This is a genomic window from Brunnivagina elsteri CCALA 953, assembly GCF_002289455.1.
GTDB classification, from domain to species: Bacteria; Cyanobacteriota; Cyanobacteriia; order Cyanobacteriales; family Nostocaceae; genus Brunnivagina; species Brunnivagina elsteri.
On the sequence record NZ_NTFS01000121.1, the window covers coordinates 1 to 15885 of the forward strand.

Consider the following 15885-nt stretch of genomic DNA (forward strand, 5'->3'; position numbering starts at 1 on the left):
AGACTATTGTCAAGAAATGAGGCTTAACGATAATACAATAACGAGAAAATAGGACTTTTCGGATAGCACTTGCGATCGCGATCGCTGTGATAGAAAGATAACGGGAAAAGTCAGAAAAGTAAATCCGGGCGAGGAAGATTGAGCTTGTAATACTCTCTTAATATGTCTCTGAGTTGGCTAGCAGATTGATTTGCTTGCGTTCCTTGAGATTCTTGGGCTATCTCTACCAGATTTTTTACTTGTTCGTAGAGAACCCAGCCAAAACTACTTTTGATGTATTGGTCTTCTGGATATTCATTGACGAGTTCTTTTCCTCGTGTATATGCTTCTTCCAATTTTCCCGCTTTTCTCAAATCATTAATTTCTTGATGTAGCTGCATTTTTAAAGCCCCAATGCTAAACGAATTTTTTGTACAGCCTGAATATCGGTATATACAACGGGAAAAATTTTTGTTATGAAATCATCTCCATCATAAAAAACTTGTAATTTTACATCTTCATTGCCCGATTTTAGGTAGTAAACTTCCTGATATTCATGGTGTTCAATACATCGAATTAATATTTCACATTGACTGAGCTTTTCTTTTATCAAATAGTATATTTTATTTTGAAAATCATTTTCCAAGTGAATATTTGACGTAATAATATTATGAATATCCGTTGCCAATTTATCTGGATGAGATTTGACTATTTCAATTTTAGTAACTTGGTATTTTCCGTTATAATGTAAGCGAAGAGAACATGACACATTATCACTTTTACTCTCTAAGTCATAAACTTCTTGATAGTTATGATGGTTATATGATTTTACTTCAATACCTTCAGGCTTAAGTTTATCTACAATGTATAAATAAAGATTTCTCAAAGGCTTGTCAGGTATAGGAAAGTTGGGTATATTCGCAGTTCCCTTTTCTGCATTAGGATCAAAGGCAATCAGATCGCGAGGATGCACAGAACCAATTTTACCTTGACTATCATCCCAAATTGATTTGTCAAGTGGTGTAATTAGGGGAATATTAGACAAGATAATTTTGTCTTTAACTATGGAAAATAAAGTATAAACCCAGCGAAAGTAAGCATCATTTCTTTGTCCTTGCTCCGTATCCATATTGGCAATTACGGTTTTAAATTTCTGTCCTTGGGCACGATGGAGAGTCAATGCATACCCAAACCTCAACCGGGCTGCATTGAGGTAGGAATCATTGCGGAGAAACTTAACTAATTCAGAAGAATTGTTAGATTGTTCTAAGTCTTCTACATTCTCTTGATGAGAATCTTGATTTTGCTGCTTATAATATTCGCGGAAAACAATAAGTGTATCCTTATCAACTTCGGGCTTTTCTGCATAGATATAATTTTTTAAACAAAGAAATTCAATTTCCTTTGAATTTTCAACTAATCTAGCTTTAATTTTGATAAAGTTAACCGTAATTGGCTTGTCACGTCCCTTAAGAGGTTGCACTAACGGCTGAATATCTTCACTGACTTCTATAACTTCGGCAAATGAGTCATTTTGAATGAAAATATGATGTTCCAATTCATGCTTATTCTTGACATAAAAACTATTATGAATATGTACAATATCACCAGCACAGATATTATCACCACGTCCAAATAAACTTCGTCGTAAGTCGCTATTAATCTGATTGACTTCCTTATGAGAAAAAGCGACAAATTTGGTATAAATGGAATCTCCAATAAATAAGTCTTTTATCAGTTGGCATTTATGCGTTTTTTCTCTTGGAGCTTCAATCACTTGTAAGTCGTCGGAGATAATTTCAAGTTGATTAAATATCCCTTCTTCGATCGAATTTGCCAACTTTAAGCAGTTGCTCTCCAACGCATCATTTTCTTTTTGAGGAAGAATGTGATTAAGAGAAAATTCAACTACTTCAAACCCTGCGATCGCTTGTACATACTGTTTGCATAATGCTGACTCATCTACCTTACCTCGCGTGATTTGAAATGGATCGCCAAGAAAAATAATCTGTCGTTCTGAGTTATTAAGGTCAGCAAAATAAAGAAAGTCTTTAAGAAGTTGTCCGCTACCGTAACGTGATTCGTCTGTTTCAAATTTTGAATCTGAAATCAAGTGTGCATCACCAACGATGTAGAGATGTTTTTCTGTGCCCTTGCTCTCACTTAGGTCATAAATCAACTTCTCTTCTTCCAGTCTTGGATTACCTGAATAAATATATGTGTAAATGCTCTTTGCTTCAAGCGGGTAACTTGAACTTATACGGCTATTTGGTGCTAGAACAGAAGAATTACGTCCCTTTACTGATGTTTTAGAGTAAATAGCACTCAGCAGTTGCTCTAAACCAGTTCCAACCATCCCTGTCACAATTAAGATTCGCTGAGATGATTCTAAAAATTTGTCAATTTGGGAAATTGCTGACTGTAGGGAAGTAGGTAATTCTGCCTCTTTTTTATCTACTACTTTCCTAGAGAAAGTCGCTGCTTTAATACCACAACTAGTAGAAATATATTCAGGAATCGATAATATTTTTACGATGTACTCTAAATCCTGATTGGAAAGACTTATTTTGCAACTGGTGATTTGCGATAGTCGCTCTATTGTATTGTCAAAGTCAACAACATGAAACCATCTTTCAATCTTGGGTGGTATTTGTCTATCATCAAAGATAATAGGTTTGTGGAATAATACCAATCCTGATATATGCCCTAATTCCGGTTGATTATCTGAGGGAAAATGAATTTCCTTCAACTTATCGATTAGTGCAAATTTATTAGTTCTAATTTGAATAAATGGATTTGGTTTGCTTCCTCCCTTGATTTGAATATTGTCTGCAAACCAAGGTGTATTCTCGGAAAATTTGACGAGTCCCCCATAATCTTTGAAATCTATAACAGTGATACTATCTTTCTTTAAAACTACTGCATCAATTTCACAACTTTGACAATAAAAATTTCCGAGAAGAAGGACGAGATTTTCCGAGTCACCCCAAACTTCTTCTAACTGTTTTAATAACGCATCAAATATGCGATTCTCGTGCGTTGTTGCGTAAGGTCCTGTTCGATATGCCTGAATAACCATTGATGATAGTAGTAAACTTCCCTAACTCAGTTTTCTCCCAAGTTTAATAAGAATGGCAAGAGTATTAGCGAAAATAATTTTGGATGATTAATTTTGACTTTACCTTTATAAACTAAGATTTATTCCCAGGAGGTACCCAATAGGGCAAGTTCTCTCAATTTTTTGCGATAATTGGCGTGTTATTCTCAGTAATACTGAGAATAAAATCAATCATTTAACGGCAAAGTGCGTTAATTCAATCTTTCATGCGTCGAGATTCAATTTTTTACAAACTATTTCAACAATCTCCCAGCCTATTATTTACACTCTTGACAAATCCCCCAAGCAATGTAGATACTTATCGATTTGATTCAGTAGCAGTCAAAGAACCAAAATTTGAAATCGATGGGGTATTTTTGCCTCCAGAAAGCGAAAATCCTGGGGTGGTATATTTCTGTGAGGTGCAATTTCAAAAGGACGAAAGGCTCTACGAAAGGGTATTTGCAGAATCCTGGCTATATTTTTACCGTAACCGTCCTAGATTTAGCGACTGGCAAATAGTCGTAATTTATCCATCCCGCAGCATCGAGCAAAGTGACATTTACCCCCATCGTTCATTTCTCAACGGTGAGCAAGTACATCGGATATATTTAGATGAATTGGGTAATATTCGCCAATTACCCTTATGGGTAGCCTTAATGGTGTTAACTACAATCGATGATGAGCAAGCTACCGAAGAAGCCAGGTATTTGCTTGCAAGGAGTCAGCAGGAAGCACCTCAACCATCAAATCGCGCCATAATAGAATTAATCACCACGATAATAGTGTACAAGTTTGAAGATAAGAGCCAACGGGAAGTAGAAGAGATGCTAGGAATTACACTGAAAGAAACACGGGTTTACCGCGAAATTAAGGAAGAGGGGGAGCGATCGCTCATTTTGCGTCAACTAACTCGACGGGTAGGGGAATTACCTCAAGAGGTGCGTCAGCAGGTTGAATCTCTCGGTTTGGAACAATTAGAAAATTTGGGTGAAGCGTTACTTGATTTTACCAGTATGGATGATTTACAAACTTGCTTAAAAGGTATTGGAGATTAGAACGATCGCATCAAAAAATAAACAACTACCTCCCTTCGATTTGTGTGCGGGAGATTTCCTTAATGTATCAGATACTTAGTTTACATCTCCGCATCTCTAAACAATTCCCTCAAGCTTGCGATCGCACTGACAAATGACCCAATAGTTCGTCAACAACTGCAAAAAGTTAAATAATCCCACATCCAATCAACAGATGTGGGGATTTTTGTTGCCAGGAACTAACTCCTAACTTCCTGGCAAATTTGTGCTTCCTGCCAAAGTTTATGCAGAAAAAACTCGGTGCGATCGCTCATCTTCGTCACGAAAACCCCATTAGCATCATTACAACCACTAGATATCCACGAACCTTGCAAAGTCACTTCGATATACTCAGAATCGCAAACACAAATAGTCATAATTTCGCGTTCACTGGATATTTCTGACTTTTTTAACACATCGACTCCTAGTAAATATACAGGTAGTAAAAACGATGCTGTACTGGGTTCTACGCAAAGACTTTGACCAATACGCAGTGCTAAAATTACACGCGCTTGTACCCAGTCTTCGAGGGATTGAGCTAAATATTCAAGGTAAAAGTCAGTTTCCGTGTAAGTTAATTTCAGCATTATTCATGCGCTCCTGTTACTCCAGGCTGTTTGCTTGCTTATCCATCCAAAACTGTTCTGCAAAAGCAATAGTTGGGTGAATGGGTGCTTTGGGTTTAGTACAGGGGTGCATTCCTGCTTCGTAAGGCATTTTGTCTCCTTTTTTGGAGTTACACCGTTCACACGCAATAACTACGTTATCCCATGTGTGTTGACCACCCCGCGACCGAGGAATTACGTGGTCTAAGGTTAAGTGTTTGCTGCTACCACAGTATTGGCAAGTGTTGCGATCGCGTCGCAATACTTCCCGACGGTTAACTGGGGGTACTTTCCAGCTACGTTCGGAAGAAGCTATTGTCAAACGAATGTGTTTTGGTACTTGCACCACTACGTTAGGAGAACGAACCAACCAACCACTCTGTGCGCTGGAAAAATCCAGGGGTTCGGCTTTTTCCGTCACCAGCAACACAATTGCTCGTTTAATATTGACGCGACATACGGGTAAATAGTTTTGCGAAAAAACTACTACCGATTGCTCTAACACTCGCCTAAAAGGGTTCGTCACAGCTTTACTCCTCTTTAAAAAAAACCCTACTAAAAACTTCTACTAAAAACCCCCGCTTCTCCTGTATTCGGTGAAGCGGGGGTTAAAAGTTGACTTTCATGGTCTTTTATCCCTATATCGGTACAGCACTTTTATTCCTGTACCATCCGCTTCTATTACTTGGTTTTGACGCTAGATTGAGCACGCTAATTCGGTTATATCCAATTCGGGTATATCCATAATCTCGATTCTCGTCTTTTGCTTCTTGAGCAATTTGCTCGTCGCGATGACCATCACCAATAAAATTACCCATAAATAAGTACTCCACTCCCACAAAGCCAAATTCCCAACTCAATCGCGAGTTGCGGGGGCATGTAGAAGTGGAGTTTGGGTAAAGAGTTATCACAGAAAATTTCACCTATTGATCATTCCTTTAAACATACTACACTTGTATTACTGTCCTGTCCATACTTATCAAGGAGAAAATTATGCATACGATCGCTCGCACTTCAACCACTGACATGGAAGTTACCAGCATCCGTTTGGAGCGGGAACTTAAAGATAAACTCAAGGAACTATCAGGAAATCAGGGATATCAAGCTCTGATCCGGGATATCCTTTGGAATTTTGTGCAGCAAAAATCTGGCGAGTGGAAACCTAGATTTTCCCGTGCTGATATACGAGCTACTATCGCTGCTACGGCACAGCAAGAAGAACGCTGTGTACTTACAGGTCAAGTTATTTCAGTACAACAACCGATGTTATTAGGATTTACGAGAAATGGCGATATGGTTCCTCTCAGTGTCGAGAGTTTAGTTGATTAGTTGACAACAAAGCGTAGTCTAGCTCGGCTATTCCCAGATGCTTGGCTGGACTGCGTTGCCATTGTTAATGAAAAATTAAGATAAAAATACATCAAAAAAAACTCTAAAAAATATATCCAGAAAAATAATATTTTTTTATATTACTATTATTTAACTAAATCACTTTTTGTTCAGATTCAACTTAATCTATATATTCCCATGCTAATACAATTTTCCTTATAAATCCTTGAATAAGGGGTATGGTATATCTTGACAATTCAGAATTACGAGTGTACTTAGTAAATTTATCATCAAGACAGGGAGATGCATATTACCGTAAAAATGCTTATTTATTAGTTGGTATTATCTAACATACTCCCTCACCGCTTTCGGTAAATACGGTTTTACCCTGCTATATTTAAGTGAAAACTTGCGATGATGGGTATTTACAGATAAATACTGATAAATAGTATTGATTATTTAAAGTGTACGTAAGTGATAGTGCTGGTAAGATTTAATAATTTTTCATCTGAAATATAGCAAAATTACGGTTTGTGTATCGTTACAGACGGGATATTCTAGGTCATAGTTAAGTAAATTAATACAGATACTTGAACACCTAACTTAGCTAAATTACTGACTCTGATGTAGCAATATGTATCCTCATATGCTTGTATATATGTTCAACATGTAGATAGGTTTTGTCATTTCGTAGAAAAGGGGCTATAACAGGTGAGGAAAAGTTTTGATACAAGCTCGAAGGGTGACAGGGGTGTAGCTACGAAATTAGGGGCGAACGATATGCTAAGAGGGTGGTTACAACTAGAATGGGAAGAATATTTAATGGTGTGCCAGGAATGAAGCAGCGTTTTTCACCGCCGCTACAAAGTTTAGATGAATTAGACCGAACAAGTAAATACCCGCATGGAAAGCTGATGCAGCACCAGGAGGAACCAGCCCAGCAGCTGGCACAAAAAATAAATCAGATTGTCGCTAATACATTGCCTCAAGCAGGGATGCTGCAAGATATTGCCCAATTGTTAGGAGCCGCATTTGATATTGATTGCTGCTGTTTGGTATCTCTAACGGGAGAAGATTCCTCAGAACCGATCGCAGCTAACTGGTGTAAGCCAGAATATCTGGTGACAAATTCCAATGAAATTTTTGCGATAGAACCCGTGGATTTGCCCGTAGTACAGTGTGCTTCTGAGGCTTTGACAATCGAATTTCCACAATTGATTGAACAGAGTCTGGAAATCGGATGTCAACAGTTACATATTCCAATTAAGGCAGTTTTGGCGATTCCAACCAAGTTTGCCGGTAAAACTAATGGTGTTGTCAGCTTAATTAAATCCCAGCCATATGATTGGAGTGAGGATGAGAGAAAATTATTAGAAGCGCTCGAAGCTTCATGTGCGATCGCATTCTCCCAAGTTGGACAAGCACAAGTAATTGCTTCACAGCAACAATTTGTCCAAACCTGTGCCCAACACCAAAGTTTAATCAAGCAGCTATCGATTTTGAGTCGCAGTAACTTGGAGTTAAATCAAATGCTCCAGTTGGTTCTGACCTCAACAGCCGAAGCCCTTCAAGTCGATCGCGGTTTATTAATATTACTAAAATATACAGACCCTTTATTTAGAATTAGACAAAAAAAACAAGTACCTAAAGCCAAAGCGACTGTGATTGGTGAATGGTCAAATCCAGAACGCTACCGCAATACCATCCCCGGTACTCTTCCAGATACAGTCCAAGAGACTATCCAACAAGCTTTAGAACAATCTTTTTTAATTTCCGATTGTGGACTTTGCCAACGTATTTTTATAGATTCTGGCAAACCAATTATTGTTAGTGATATTTCAGATTCTCCTGATGTAGCTGCTGCGACACCAATCTTTGCCCTAGAAAAGCTACCAGCAATGCTATTAATGCCTTTAGAGAACCAAGGTAGAATTTTAGGCTTTTTAGTTCTCCAACATGCAGAAGCTCGAGCCTGGCAATCAGCCGAAACTAATATAGTTGAAATGGTTTCTGCCCAAGTTAGCAATTCAGTCATCCAGTCGCAAACGCTGCGACAAGTGCAAATGCTAGTTGACGAACGTACAGCGCAACTCCAGCGTAGTTTGGAAGTGCAAGCAAAGTTATACGAAAAAACCCGACAGTATGTAGAACAATTGCGGGAACTCAACGAACTCAAAGATGAATTTTTGAGTAATATGAGCGACAGACTCCGTTACCCACTTACAAATATGCGGATGGCAATACGTAACTTGCGTCAACCGAGTATCCAAGCCGATCGCCAAGCTCGATATTTTGATATTCTCGAACAAGAGTGTACCAAGGAAATTAATTTAATTAATGACCTATTAACACTACAAAAATTAGAAACTCACCAAGAACGTCCGCAATTAGAAAATGTAGATTTAAATACTCGTATCCAAGATTTAACAAGCACCTTTGCAACCAAACTTTCAGAAAAGGGTATAAATATAGTTCTCGAATTGCCTCCAGAATCGCTGAAAATCGAAACTGAAATTGAGAGCTTCGACCGGATTTTACAAGAATTACTCGCAAATGCCACTAAATACTCGCAACCAGATACAACTGTCTATTTGCGTGCTAATCATCAAGTCATCGAACAAACAGACCGAGTTATTATTGAATTAGCAAATATCGGGCGTGGTATTTCCGAAGAAGAAGTAACTTATATCTTTGACAAGTTCCGTCGTGGAAGAGGACGATGGACTCCTGGTACTGGTTTAGGACTTGCACTCGTCAAATCATTAATTCAGCACCTTAACGGCGAAATTACACTTGCCAGCAATCAAATCGAAGATTCTGATTTTAGCAAGATTAGTTTTACTCTGAATCTTCCTCAATTCTCCGACGAAATTAAATCATAATCTAACCGTGACCGAACAATACAAAGCAGCAGATGAGTTTGATATTTCTGCTCATAATGCACAAAATCAAGATAATACAGCAGATTTTGCATCCGATGCATTAGAACTGCAAGCAGTAGAAGTCGAAATCGAGAAAATCGCCGACAGACAGCGCCAAATTACTGCTAAAGTGAAAATATCGCGATCGCCTGAAATAGTCTGGAAACTTTTAACTGACTACGAAGCTTTGGCTGATTTTATCCCCAATCTTGCCAAAAGTCGTTTGTTGGAGCATCCCCAAGGTGGTATTCGTCTTGAACAAGTTGGTTCGCAGCGTTTATTAAACTTTAATTTTTGTGCCCGTGTTGTTCTAGATTTACAAGAGCATTTTCCTAAGGAAATTACTTTTCAGATGATCGAAGGTGATTTGAAAGAGTTTTCTGGAAGCTGGCAATTACAGCCATGTTCTGTAGCTAACCAGCCAGGAACCAATCTTTGCTACAGTATTTTCGTACATCCCAAACGGATTATGCCCATAGGGGTGATCGAAAATCGTCTCAGTCACGATTTGCGGATGAATCTATTTGCTATTCAACAGCGAGTTGAAACACTATATTAATTAAGGGAATTAAACGGACAATTATTGTTGGCAAAATCTTTATCCAACAGACACAGACAATTGATTTCCGTAATGTCAAAACCCGCATCAACTAGTAAATAGCTAGATGCGGGTTTTAGTCTAATACCCCCAGGGGAATTCGAATCCCCGTCGCCTCCGTGAAAGGGAGGTGTCCTAGGCCTCTAGACGATGGGGGCGCGTTAGACTCGACAATATATAAATTAATATTTTTTACTATAGATGTCAAGAGGTTTCAAGAGAAAAAATCGTTGAGAGAAGAGAAAAGGGAAAATTCAGACATGAAGCTAAAAGTTAAATGCGATCGCTCCCACAGATGTTCCTCTAAAAAGTGTTATCGTCTTTGCACAGTAACACCTGTAAATACCGTAAGATAGTTAGCTAAGTATGAAATTAAATCTAAATTTAGTAACAAAGGTAGGGTGTGGCGTTGCACCCAATCGGTTTAGAATTTACAATTCTTCACAAGATATTTTGAATTTAGAAAAGATTTTGGTAACGATCGTTCAAAATCGACCACATGGAAGCATCCTTTGATATCACCCTTCAGATGGTGATTACTGTCATTGCCGGAATTAGTGCCCAGGTGTTAGCTGCTTACCTGAGATTACCCAGTATCGTATTTTTGCTACTATTTGGCATTCTACTAGGTTCGGATGGTTTTGGCTTACTGCACCCCCATTTGCTGGGGACTGGGTTAGAAACAATTGTGGCACTAGCAACAGCGATTATTCTATTTGAAGGTGGACTCAGCCTTGATTTACGCGAGTTGTACAAAGTTTCGGTAACACTACAATTGCTAGTAACTTTGGGGACGCTGATAACTTTGTTGGGTGGGAGTGTGGCAGCCCATTGGTTGGGTGAATTTCCTTGGGCGATCGCATTTTTATATGCTTCTATTATCGTAGTCACAGGACCAACGGTTGTTAGCCCTCTGCTCAAACAAATCAACGTCGATAGACAAGTGGCAACCCTGCTAGAAGGTGAGGGAGTTTTGATTGACCCTGTGGGAGCGATTCTAGCATTTGTTGTTCTCGATACAGTTTTAAATGGGGATTCTGACCCTAAAATCGCGGTTATGGGCTTGTTTATCCGTTTAGGCATTGGAGCCGTAATTGGGGCAATGGGGGGCTATTTAATGAGCCTAATTTTCAAACATGCCAATTTTCTCTCTTTTGAGTTAAAAAATTTAGTTGTATTGGCAGTGCTGTGGGGATTATTTGCCCTTGCACAAACAATTCGTACCGAATCTGGGATTATGACAACCGTGACGGCAGGTGCGGTGTTTGCTAATTCATCAGTACCGGAAGACCGCTTACTGCGACAATTTAAAGGACAGCTAACAATTCTCAGTGTTTCTGTCTTATTCATTTTGCTTGCTGCTGACTTGTCGATGAAAAGCGTATTTGCTTTAGGATGGGGTAGTTTATTTACTGTTTTAGCGTTAATGTTTATCGTGCGTCCGATCAATATTCTCTGCTGTACTTGGAACAGTGATTTGAACTGGAGACAAAAACTTTTTTTAAGTTGGGTAGCACCAAGAGGTATTGTCTGTGCTTCTATTGGTTCGTTATTTGCAATTTCCCTGACACAACGAGGAATTGCTGGTGGTGAAGCAATTAAGGCTTTGGTATTCCTGACAATTATTATGACTGTGGTATGTCAGGGCTTAACGGCAGGCTGGATTGCCAATTTACTGCAAATTTCATCTAAACAAGCAACTGGTGTAGTCATTGTTGGCTGTAATCCTCTAAGTTTGCTGATTGCTAGACTGTTTCAGCAACGGGGCGAAGATGTAGTGATGATAGATACAGACCCGGAATGTAGTCAGGCGGCTGAAGCTGAAAATTTGCGGGTGATTATCAGCAGTGCCTTAGATACGGGTGTATTGGATGATGCGGGCTTGGAGTCAATGGGTACGTTTTTAGCAATGACTAATAATGGTGAAGTAAATTTTGTATTAGCGCAACGTGCAGCAGAAGAATTTCACCCACCAATGGTTTTAGCAGTTTTTCCCCGTGCGTCGTCAGCGAATAATAATAGTAATAAAGTTAACCAAGCGTTTATTTCTGACTTTACCATCAAGACTTGGAACGAGTACTTGGACGATGGGCAAGTCACGTTAGGGAAAACAACTTTCAATGCTGCTGACTTTAGCAACCAAAAAGCTTATTTGCAAGCTTTGATTGATACTGGGGAATTGGTTCCAATTTTGATTGAACGCGACAAACGCTTAGAGATAATACCTGCTACACAGGAATGGGAGATAGGCGATCGCATTATTTATTTGTTACACGATCCCCGACCCAATTTATTAAAAAGATTATCTGATACCAAGAAATATACCCGTCTTGCCATCGAGAACCTATTGGAAGTAGAAGGAGTTAGGAGTTAGGAATGTAGAGACGCGATATATCGCGTCTCCCTTATATTTATTTCCGATATTTTCGATATGTTAAACCTCGTCCATTTTGGAACAAGCGAGTTTTTGATTATTCTGTTCCGTCATTGCGACGTAGGTAGACGCGCTTCTTCGGCTACCTTCGGAAGTCACTTCGTGCCTACCCGCAGGGTAGCAATCTCAAAATCTTCACGAAAAACTACAGTTCTCAAGTTAGACGAGGTTTAGCTCTAATTAAGAGAGCGATCGCAACTCGGTTATTTCTGCTGATTCGGTTTTGGGAATTTCGTTATCGGTTTGCTTTTCTTGCCAAAACACGCTAACTAAATGCACTATGGCGAGAGTCAGAGCAATCACAGCAACAATATAACTATGGATGGTATAGAGATGTTGAATGGTAACACTATCAACTCCACCTCCACCAGTTAAAATATCCCGGAGTTGATTCCCAATTACAGGCAGAGATTTAATAGTACCTAGCTCAATATTAAATCGCCAATATCCCTCTTGGCTCCAACCAAGGATTATTGCTGTCCAACTTAGTCCAATTGCGCTAAGGGTAAATAAAATTCCACTTACCCAAGCGATTAACCAATTCTTGCGAAATTGTCTACCAAGGAACAGCATTACTATTTGAATTAGCCCGACTACAATTACTCCATTTCCTGCTATCTCATGAGCTTTGAGGAATAGCCATCCATAAGTGACTTCTGTGCTAATTTTTGCTAGTGATTCGTATGCTTTGCCTGCTCCTGGCTCATAATAGAATGAAATCAGCACTCCTGTAGTCGCGCCAATCAACACTAACGTAATAATTACTACAGCAAGCAATGTTGTGATTCGTCGCACAGTGATATCGAACCGCGTCGTTTCCATCGCTAACCTATCCTTGCCTTTTGACTAAATGTATACTTTTATTACAAGTTTAGCTAATAAATTTAAACAATGGGTAGTCCTTTGGTATTGGTTATCCAATCTAGTCTTCAATCAAGAGTCGCTAAACTAAATAATTCACCCATTTTCCTAAAGCTTCGTTAGAGCCGTAACAAATACCCGAACTACGGGGAGAGTGGAAAACTCCTTCAATAATTAGGTTTTTTGCTCCCCGGTACAATAATTGTTGGTAATGGCATTTTGAATTTTAGTTTTGAATTTTAATTTCGTTTACAAAAATATATATTTTTAACTTATGCGTAAGTGAGTAAAATTATCTAGTCACGATCTGCTATTTAAACGGGAACAATCGACTTCTGAATCTAATCTAAGTAATAAATTACATTTAATAAGTAATATTAAAAACAATTGTATAAGTAGTTTAAGGTTGGGATTGAATAATAATGACTTACAGCAAGTGTCACAATAGTAGAGATATTTGAGATTAGAATTTTTTAATTGATTTACCTTTCGATGCGATTTATAAATTGATAATAAACGGGTATAATACTCTTCGATTCAATATATGTAGAGCTTAAGAAAGCTAGGGTGTTTCCTGTTCTGACTTCCCAGGTGGGAAGGTATTATTTATCAAGGTATGCATCGCTTGCTGAATTAACTTTTAAAGATAGAATTCCTAGACCAATATATATCAACCAAGCTTAACCAAGCAGAGTGAACGAGAACAACTATGTCTTACGTCTCCTTTTTGAAGAATATACCAGAAGTGTTAACTCAACCAACTGGAATTGCGGCGTTAGCTTCGTTGAGTATCCACGGTGCGATCGCATTTATTCTACCGTTGGTGCCCGTTGATTCGTCAAAGTCAGCCAAGCAAACACCAACAAACTCCAAACCCGTTGGATTAACTCAATTAACTCCTGCCGAGCAAAGTCGTCTTCCTCAAATACCCATACCTCAATCTGGCAGTCTGCAAGCTCAATTACCACCGTTGCCTGGTCAAATCCCGTCACTTCCTGGACAGCAACAACTACCTTTAAACCTGCCTAATACCCAGCCGGGATTGCCACCTGCACCACCACCAGGTGCTATTATGTCAGCTATACCAGGTTCTAGTGCTTTATCATTACCACCTTCATTGCAAACGCTACCCGGAAATAGCTCCCAACGGTTCAACCGTCGAGACTTGGTAATCGATCCGAATTTTGGATTAAATCCAACTGCTTCAGTAAATATATCCAGATTTCCACGCAGCAGCCGTATTAATAATGTTGGATTAGGTTCGCGATCATTTGGTTCGCGATCGTATAGTTCGGCAAATTTACCTCGTCCATTCGTGCCGAGTAATCTGCCAGAACCACCAGTCACTCAACCTAGCAATTTCCCTGTTGCCCCCCCACCTTTACCTCCCGAAGCAACAACAAACACCACCACGCCAGATAATGAAGTTGCTGCACAGGTTCCGCAACCGGAAAATCAAACTGTAACACCGGATCAATATATTGCTCCTGTTGGTAATGCACCAAAACCAACCGAAGGTAACTATACTGTTGCCGCACAACCAGTTACACCTTTCCAATCCCAAGCTGGTGGTATTAACGAGATTGCGGCAGGTACACCATCTGCTGGTTCCACAGTTCCCGGTACTGCACCAAATGCACCAACTGTAAATGGTGAGACGACAAAAACGATTAGCATGTTAGATGCTTTTACCGAAGCGAAAAAGCAGTATCCAGAAGTACAATTTTCTGGTGCGCCGATTGTGATAAGTATACCTAAATCCCAGCTCGAACGTAATGTTGAGGTAGCTGTGAGGATGGATCGGCAAAATAAAATTGACTCGGTACAACTTCTCGAAGATGGAATTTCCATTCCTTCCAATAATAAATTAGCTGTTCGCGAGCGTTTATTGCAGTACTTCAAAGAAAATCCAGCTGCGCTAAACGGTAAAGGTAAATTATTCACCTTCCGAATTTCGCCGGATGGAAATGTTAGCAGCGATAAACCTACTGAAAATAAACCTAGCGATCGCACATTACCTGCACAACCTCAAAACACAACGGCAAACGAAAATAACCAACCTGCTCCCGTTGCTCCACAAGGTTCTAATCCGACAATCAAGCCATTTTCTGGACTGCAATTAAATAGAAATAAGCCTGTTACAGTTCCCCAGGTTAATACTCCGACGGAAACAAATACTCCAAACACTGGTTCTACAGTACCAACTTCGATTGATAAACCATCTAGCGAAGTAACACCAGTGGGTGGAAATCGGACAACACCACCGAAGTTACCCAATTTTAAACCAAAAGAAACATCATCTCCCCTCGATCGGGTTGAGCCTGCACCACTATTACCATTGAAACGGTCTGGTACTCAATCAGCACCTACTCCTCAAATAACAGCTAAACCTTTGGTAGAAAAATTGCGCGAAAGTCAAAATCAATCTACTTCTGAAGCGAATTCTGAGCAGCCAAGTGTGGTTCAGAAGTTAAGGCAATTTAAGCAAGAGCAAGATTCTAAGTAGAAAGGTTCGTGGAATGTAATTTGAAATATAATAAGGTGGGAATTTCCCCACTTTATTATTAACATTCACTTCACCAACCTTGTTCAGCTTGTTGAAATACGAAAGCAGCAACTTCTAGAATTTCTTGCTCGCTTAATTTATTCTTGAAAGCAGGCATGGCATTTTTACCATTTGTCATCTGGTAACTAATTGCTTGGATAGAATCAGTATCGTAATCCTCTAAGTATTGTGATAAAGCTTCTTTTCGCAGGCTTTTTCCAGAAATAAGAATATTACCACCTCCAATGTGGCATGAGGCACAATTATTAGTAAAAATTTTAGCTCCGTTGGATATATCGAGAGCTAGCGCTGGATTAAAAAATCCAAACCCAAATTGTGCGATCGCGCATAAAGTTATCAGAATAATTTTTAATAGATTTAATAGATTTAATAAATTTAATAAATTTAATAAATTCAATAGAGATTCTCCTCGCCAAAAA

Annotated in this window: 13 protein-coding genes and 1 tRNA gene; 6 read left to right on the top strand and 8 right to left on the bottom strand. The window is 39.1% G+C overall.

The genetic code is table 11. From position 1 onward, the window contains the following. Window positions 1-110: 110 nt before the first annotated feature. Together CK510_RS12675 and CK510_RS12680 are read right to left on the bottom strand one after the other, a co-directional pair. The gene (locus CK510_RS12675) at window positions 111-380 is read right to left on the bottom strand and encodes a hypothetical protein (protein WP_095722052.1); all 270 of its coding nucleotides are present in this window, start codon (window positions 378-380) and stop codon (window positions 111-113) included. Window positions 381-382: 2 nt separating this feature from the next. Beyond that, window positions 383-3058 (bottom strand): NERD domain-containing protein, encoded by a 2676-nt coding sequence (locus CK510_RS12680; protein ID WP_095722053.1) that lies wholly within the window; start codon window positions 3056-3058, stop codon window positions 383-385. A 245-nt stretch (window positions 3059-3303) separates the two neighbouring features. Here CK510_RS12680 and CK510_RS12685 point away from each other — a divergent pair, with 245 nt between their 5' ends. Continuing rightward, window positions 3304-4134: an Rpn family recombination-promoting nuclease/putative transposase gene (locus CK510_RS12685; protein ID WP_095722054.1), complete on the top strand. Its 831-nt coding sequence runs from the start codon at window positions 3304-3306 to the stop codon at window positions 4132-4134. A 218-nt stretch (window positions 4135-4352) separates the two neighbouring features. Here the strand turns inward: CK510_RS12685 and CK510_RS12690 are convergent, their stop codons facing one another. The 3 genes from CK510_RS12690 to CK510_RS33410 all read right to left on the bottom strand — a co-directional run bounded on the left by CK510_RS12690 (window position 4353) and on the right by CK510_RS33410 (window position 5575). Beyond that, the gene (locus CK510_RS12690; RefSeq protein WP_095722055.1) at window positions 4353-4739 is read right to left on the bottom strand and encodes an alr0857 family protein; all 387 of its coding nucleotides are present in this window, start codon (window positions 4737-4739) and stop codon (window positions 4353-4355) included. A gap of 16 nt (window positions 4740-4755) precedes the next feature. Then, entirely contained in the window at window positions 4756-5283 is a 528-nt protein-coding gene (locus CK510_RS12695) for an HNH endonuclease (protein WP_095722056.1), read from the bottom strand. A 112-nt stretch (window positions 5284-5395) separates the two neighbouring features. Beyond that, complete coding sequence (locus CK510_RS33410) at window positions 5396-5575, bottom strand: hypothetical protein (protein WP_245912120.1); 180 nt, start codon at window positions 5573-5575, stop codon at window positions 5396-5398. Between the two features lie 175 nt (window positions 5576-5750). Between CK510_RS33410 and CK510_RS12705 the strand changes: the two genes are divergently transcribed. The 3 genes from CK510_RS12705 to CK510_RS12715 all read left to right on the top strand — a co-directional run bounded on the left by CK510_RS12705 (window position 5751) and on the right by CK510_RS12715 (window position 9566). Then, window positions 5751-6086 (top strand): ribbon-helix-helix domain-containing protein, encoded by a 336-nt coding sequence (locus tag CK510_RS12705; RefSeq protein ID WP_095722058.1) that lies wholly within the window; start codon window positions 5751-5753, stop codon window positions 6084-6086. Window positions 6087-6892: 806 nt separating this feature from the next. Next, window positions 6893-8968 carry a GAF domain-containing sensor histidine kinase gene (locus CK510_RS12710; protein WP_245912121.1) on the top strand — a complete coding sequence of 692 codons (2076 nt, stop codon included), beginning with the start codon at window positions 6893-6895 and terminating at the stop codon, window positions 8966-8968. 7 nt (window positions 8969-8975) lie between these two features. Next, window positions 8976-9566 (top strand): SRPBCC family protein, encoded by a 591-nt coding sequence (locus CK510_RS12715; RefSeq protein ID WP_095722059.1) that lies wholly within the window; start codon window positions 8976-8978, stop codon window positions 9564-9566. Window positions 9567-9690: 124 nt separating this feature from the next. On the opposite strand, the gene CK510_RS12720 is transcribed toward CK510_RS12715, so the two are convergent. Further along, a tRNA-Glu gene (locus CK510_RS12720) sits at window positions 9691-9763 on the bottom strand. A 341-nt stretch (window positions 9764-10104) separates the two neighbouring features. Between CK510_RS12720 and CK510_RS12725 the strand changes: the two genes are divergently transcribed. Next, window positions 10105-11979, top strand: a complete 1875-nt coding sequence (locus CK510_RS12725; protein ID WP_095722060.1) for a cation:proton antiporter — start codon at window positions 10105-10107, stop codon at window positions 11977-11979. A 240-nt stretch (window positions 11980-12219) separates the two neighbouring features. On the opposite strand, the gene CK510_RS12730 is transcribed toward CK510_RS12725, so the two are convergent. Further along, a complete protein-coding gene (locus CK510_RS12730) occupies window positions 12220-12861 on the bottom strand; it encodes a cytochrome b N-terminal domain-containing protein (protein WP_095722061.1) in 642 nt (213 codons plus the stop codon). A gap of 748 nt (window positions 12862-13609) precedes the next feature. Between CK510_RS12730 and CK510_RS12740 the strand changes: the two genes are divergently transcribed. Beyond that, window positions 13610-15406: a hypothetical protein gene (locus CK510_RS12740; RefSeq protein ID WP_095722062.1), complete on the top strand. Its 1797-nt coding sequence runs from the start codon at window positions 13610-13612 to the stop codon at window positions 15404-15406. A 70-nt stretch (window positions 15407-15476) separates the two neighbouring features. Here the strand turns inward: CK510_RS12740 and petJ are convergent, their stop codons facing one another. Beyond that, on the bottom strand, window positions 15477-15803 hold the full coding sequence (gene petJ / locus CK510_RS12745) for a cytochrome c6 PetJ (RefSeq protein WP_373695802.1): 327 nt from the start codon (window positions 15801-15803) through the stop codon (window positions 15477-15479). Between the last annotated feature and the right edge of the window lie 82 nt (window positions 15804-15885).

Bases quoted from the DNA above. Each gene is read 5' to 3' on its own strand.
- CK510_RS12725 (WP_095722060.1), top strand. From the start codon at position 10,105: ATGGAAGCATCCTTTGATATCACCCTTCAGATGGTGATTACTGTCATT.
- CK510_RS12685 (WP_095722054.1), top strand. From the start codon at position 3,304: ATGCGTCGAGATTCAATTTTTTACAAACTATTTCAACAATCTCCCAGC.
- CK510_RS12680 (WP_095722053.1), bottom strand. From the start codon at position 3,058: ATGGTTATTCAGGCATATCGAACAGGACCTTACGCAACAACGCACGAG.
- CK510_RS12710 (WP_245912121.1), top strand. From the start codon at position 6,893: ATGGGAAGAATATTTAATGGTGTGCCAGGAATGAAGCAGCGTTTTTCA.
- CK510_RS12675 (WP_095722052.1), bottom strand. From the start codon at position 380: ATGCAGCTACATCAAGAAATTAATGATTTGAGAAAAGCGGGAAAATTG.
- CK510_RS12730 (WP_095722061.1), bottom strand. From the start codon at position 12,861: ATGGAAACGACGCGGTTCGATATCACTGTGCGACGAATCACAACATTG.
- CK510_RS12740 (WP_095722062.1), top strand. From the start codon at position 13,610: ATGTCTTACGTCTCCTTTTTGAAGAATATACCAGAAGTGTTAACTCAA.
- CK510_RS12690 (WP_095722055.1), bottom strand. From the start codon at position 4,739: ATGCTGAAATTAACTTACACGGAAACTGACTTTTACCTTGAATATTTA.
- CK510_RS12705 (WP_095722058.1), top strand. From the start codon at position 5,751: ATGCATACGATCGCTCGCACTTCAACCACTGACATGGAAGTTACCAGC.
- CK510_RS33410 (WP_245912120.1), bottom strand. From the start codon at position 5,575: ATGGGTAATTTTATTGGTGATGGTCATCGCGACGAGCAAATTGCTCAA.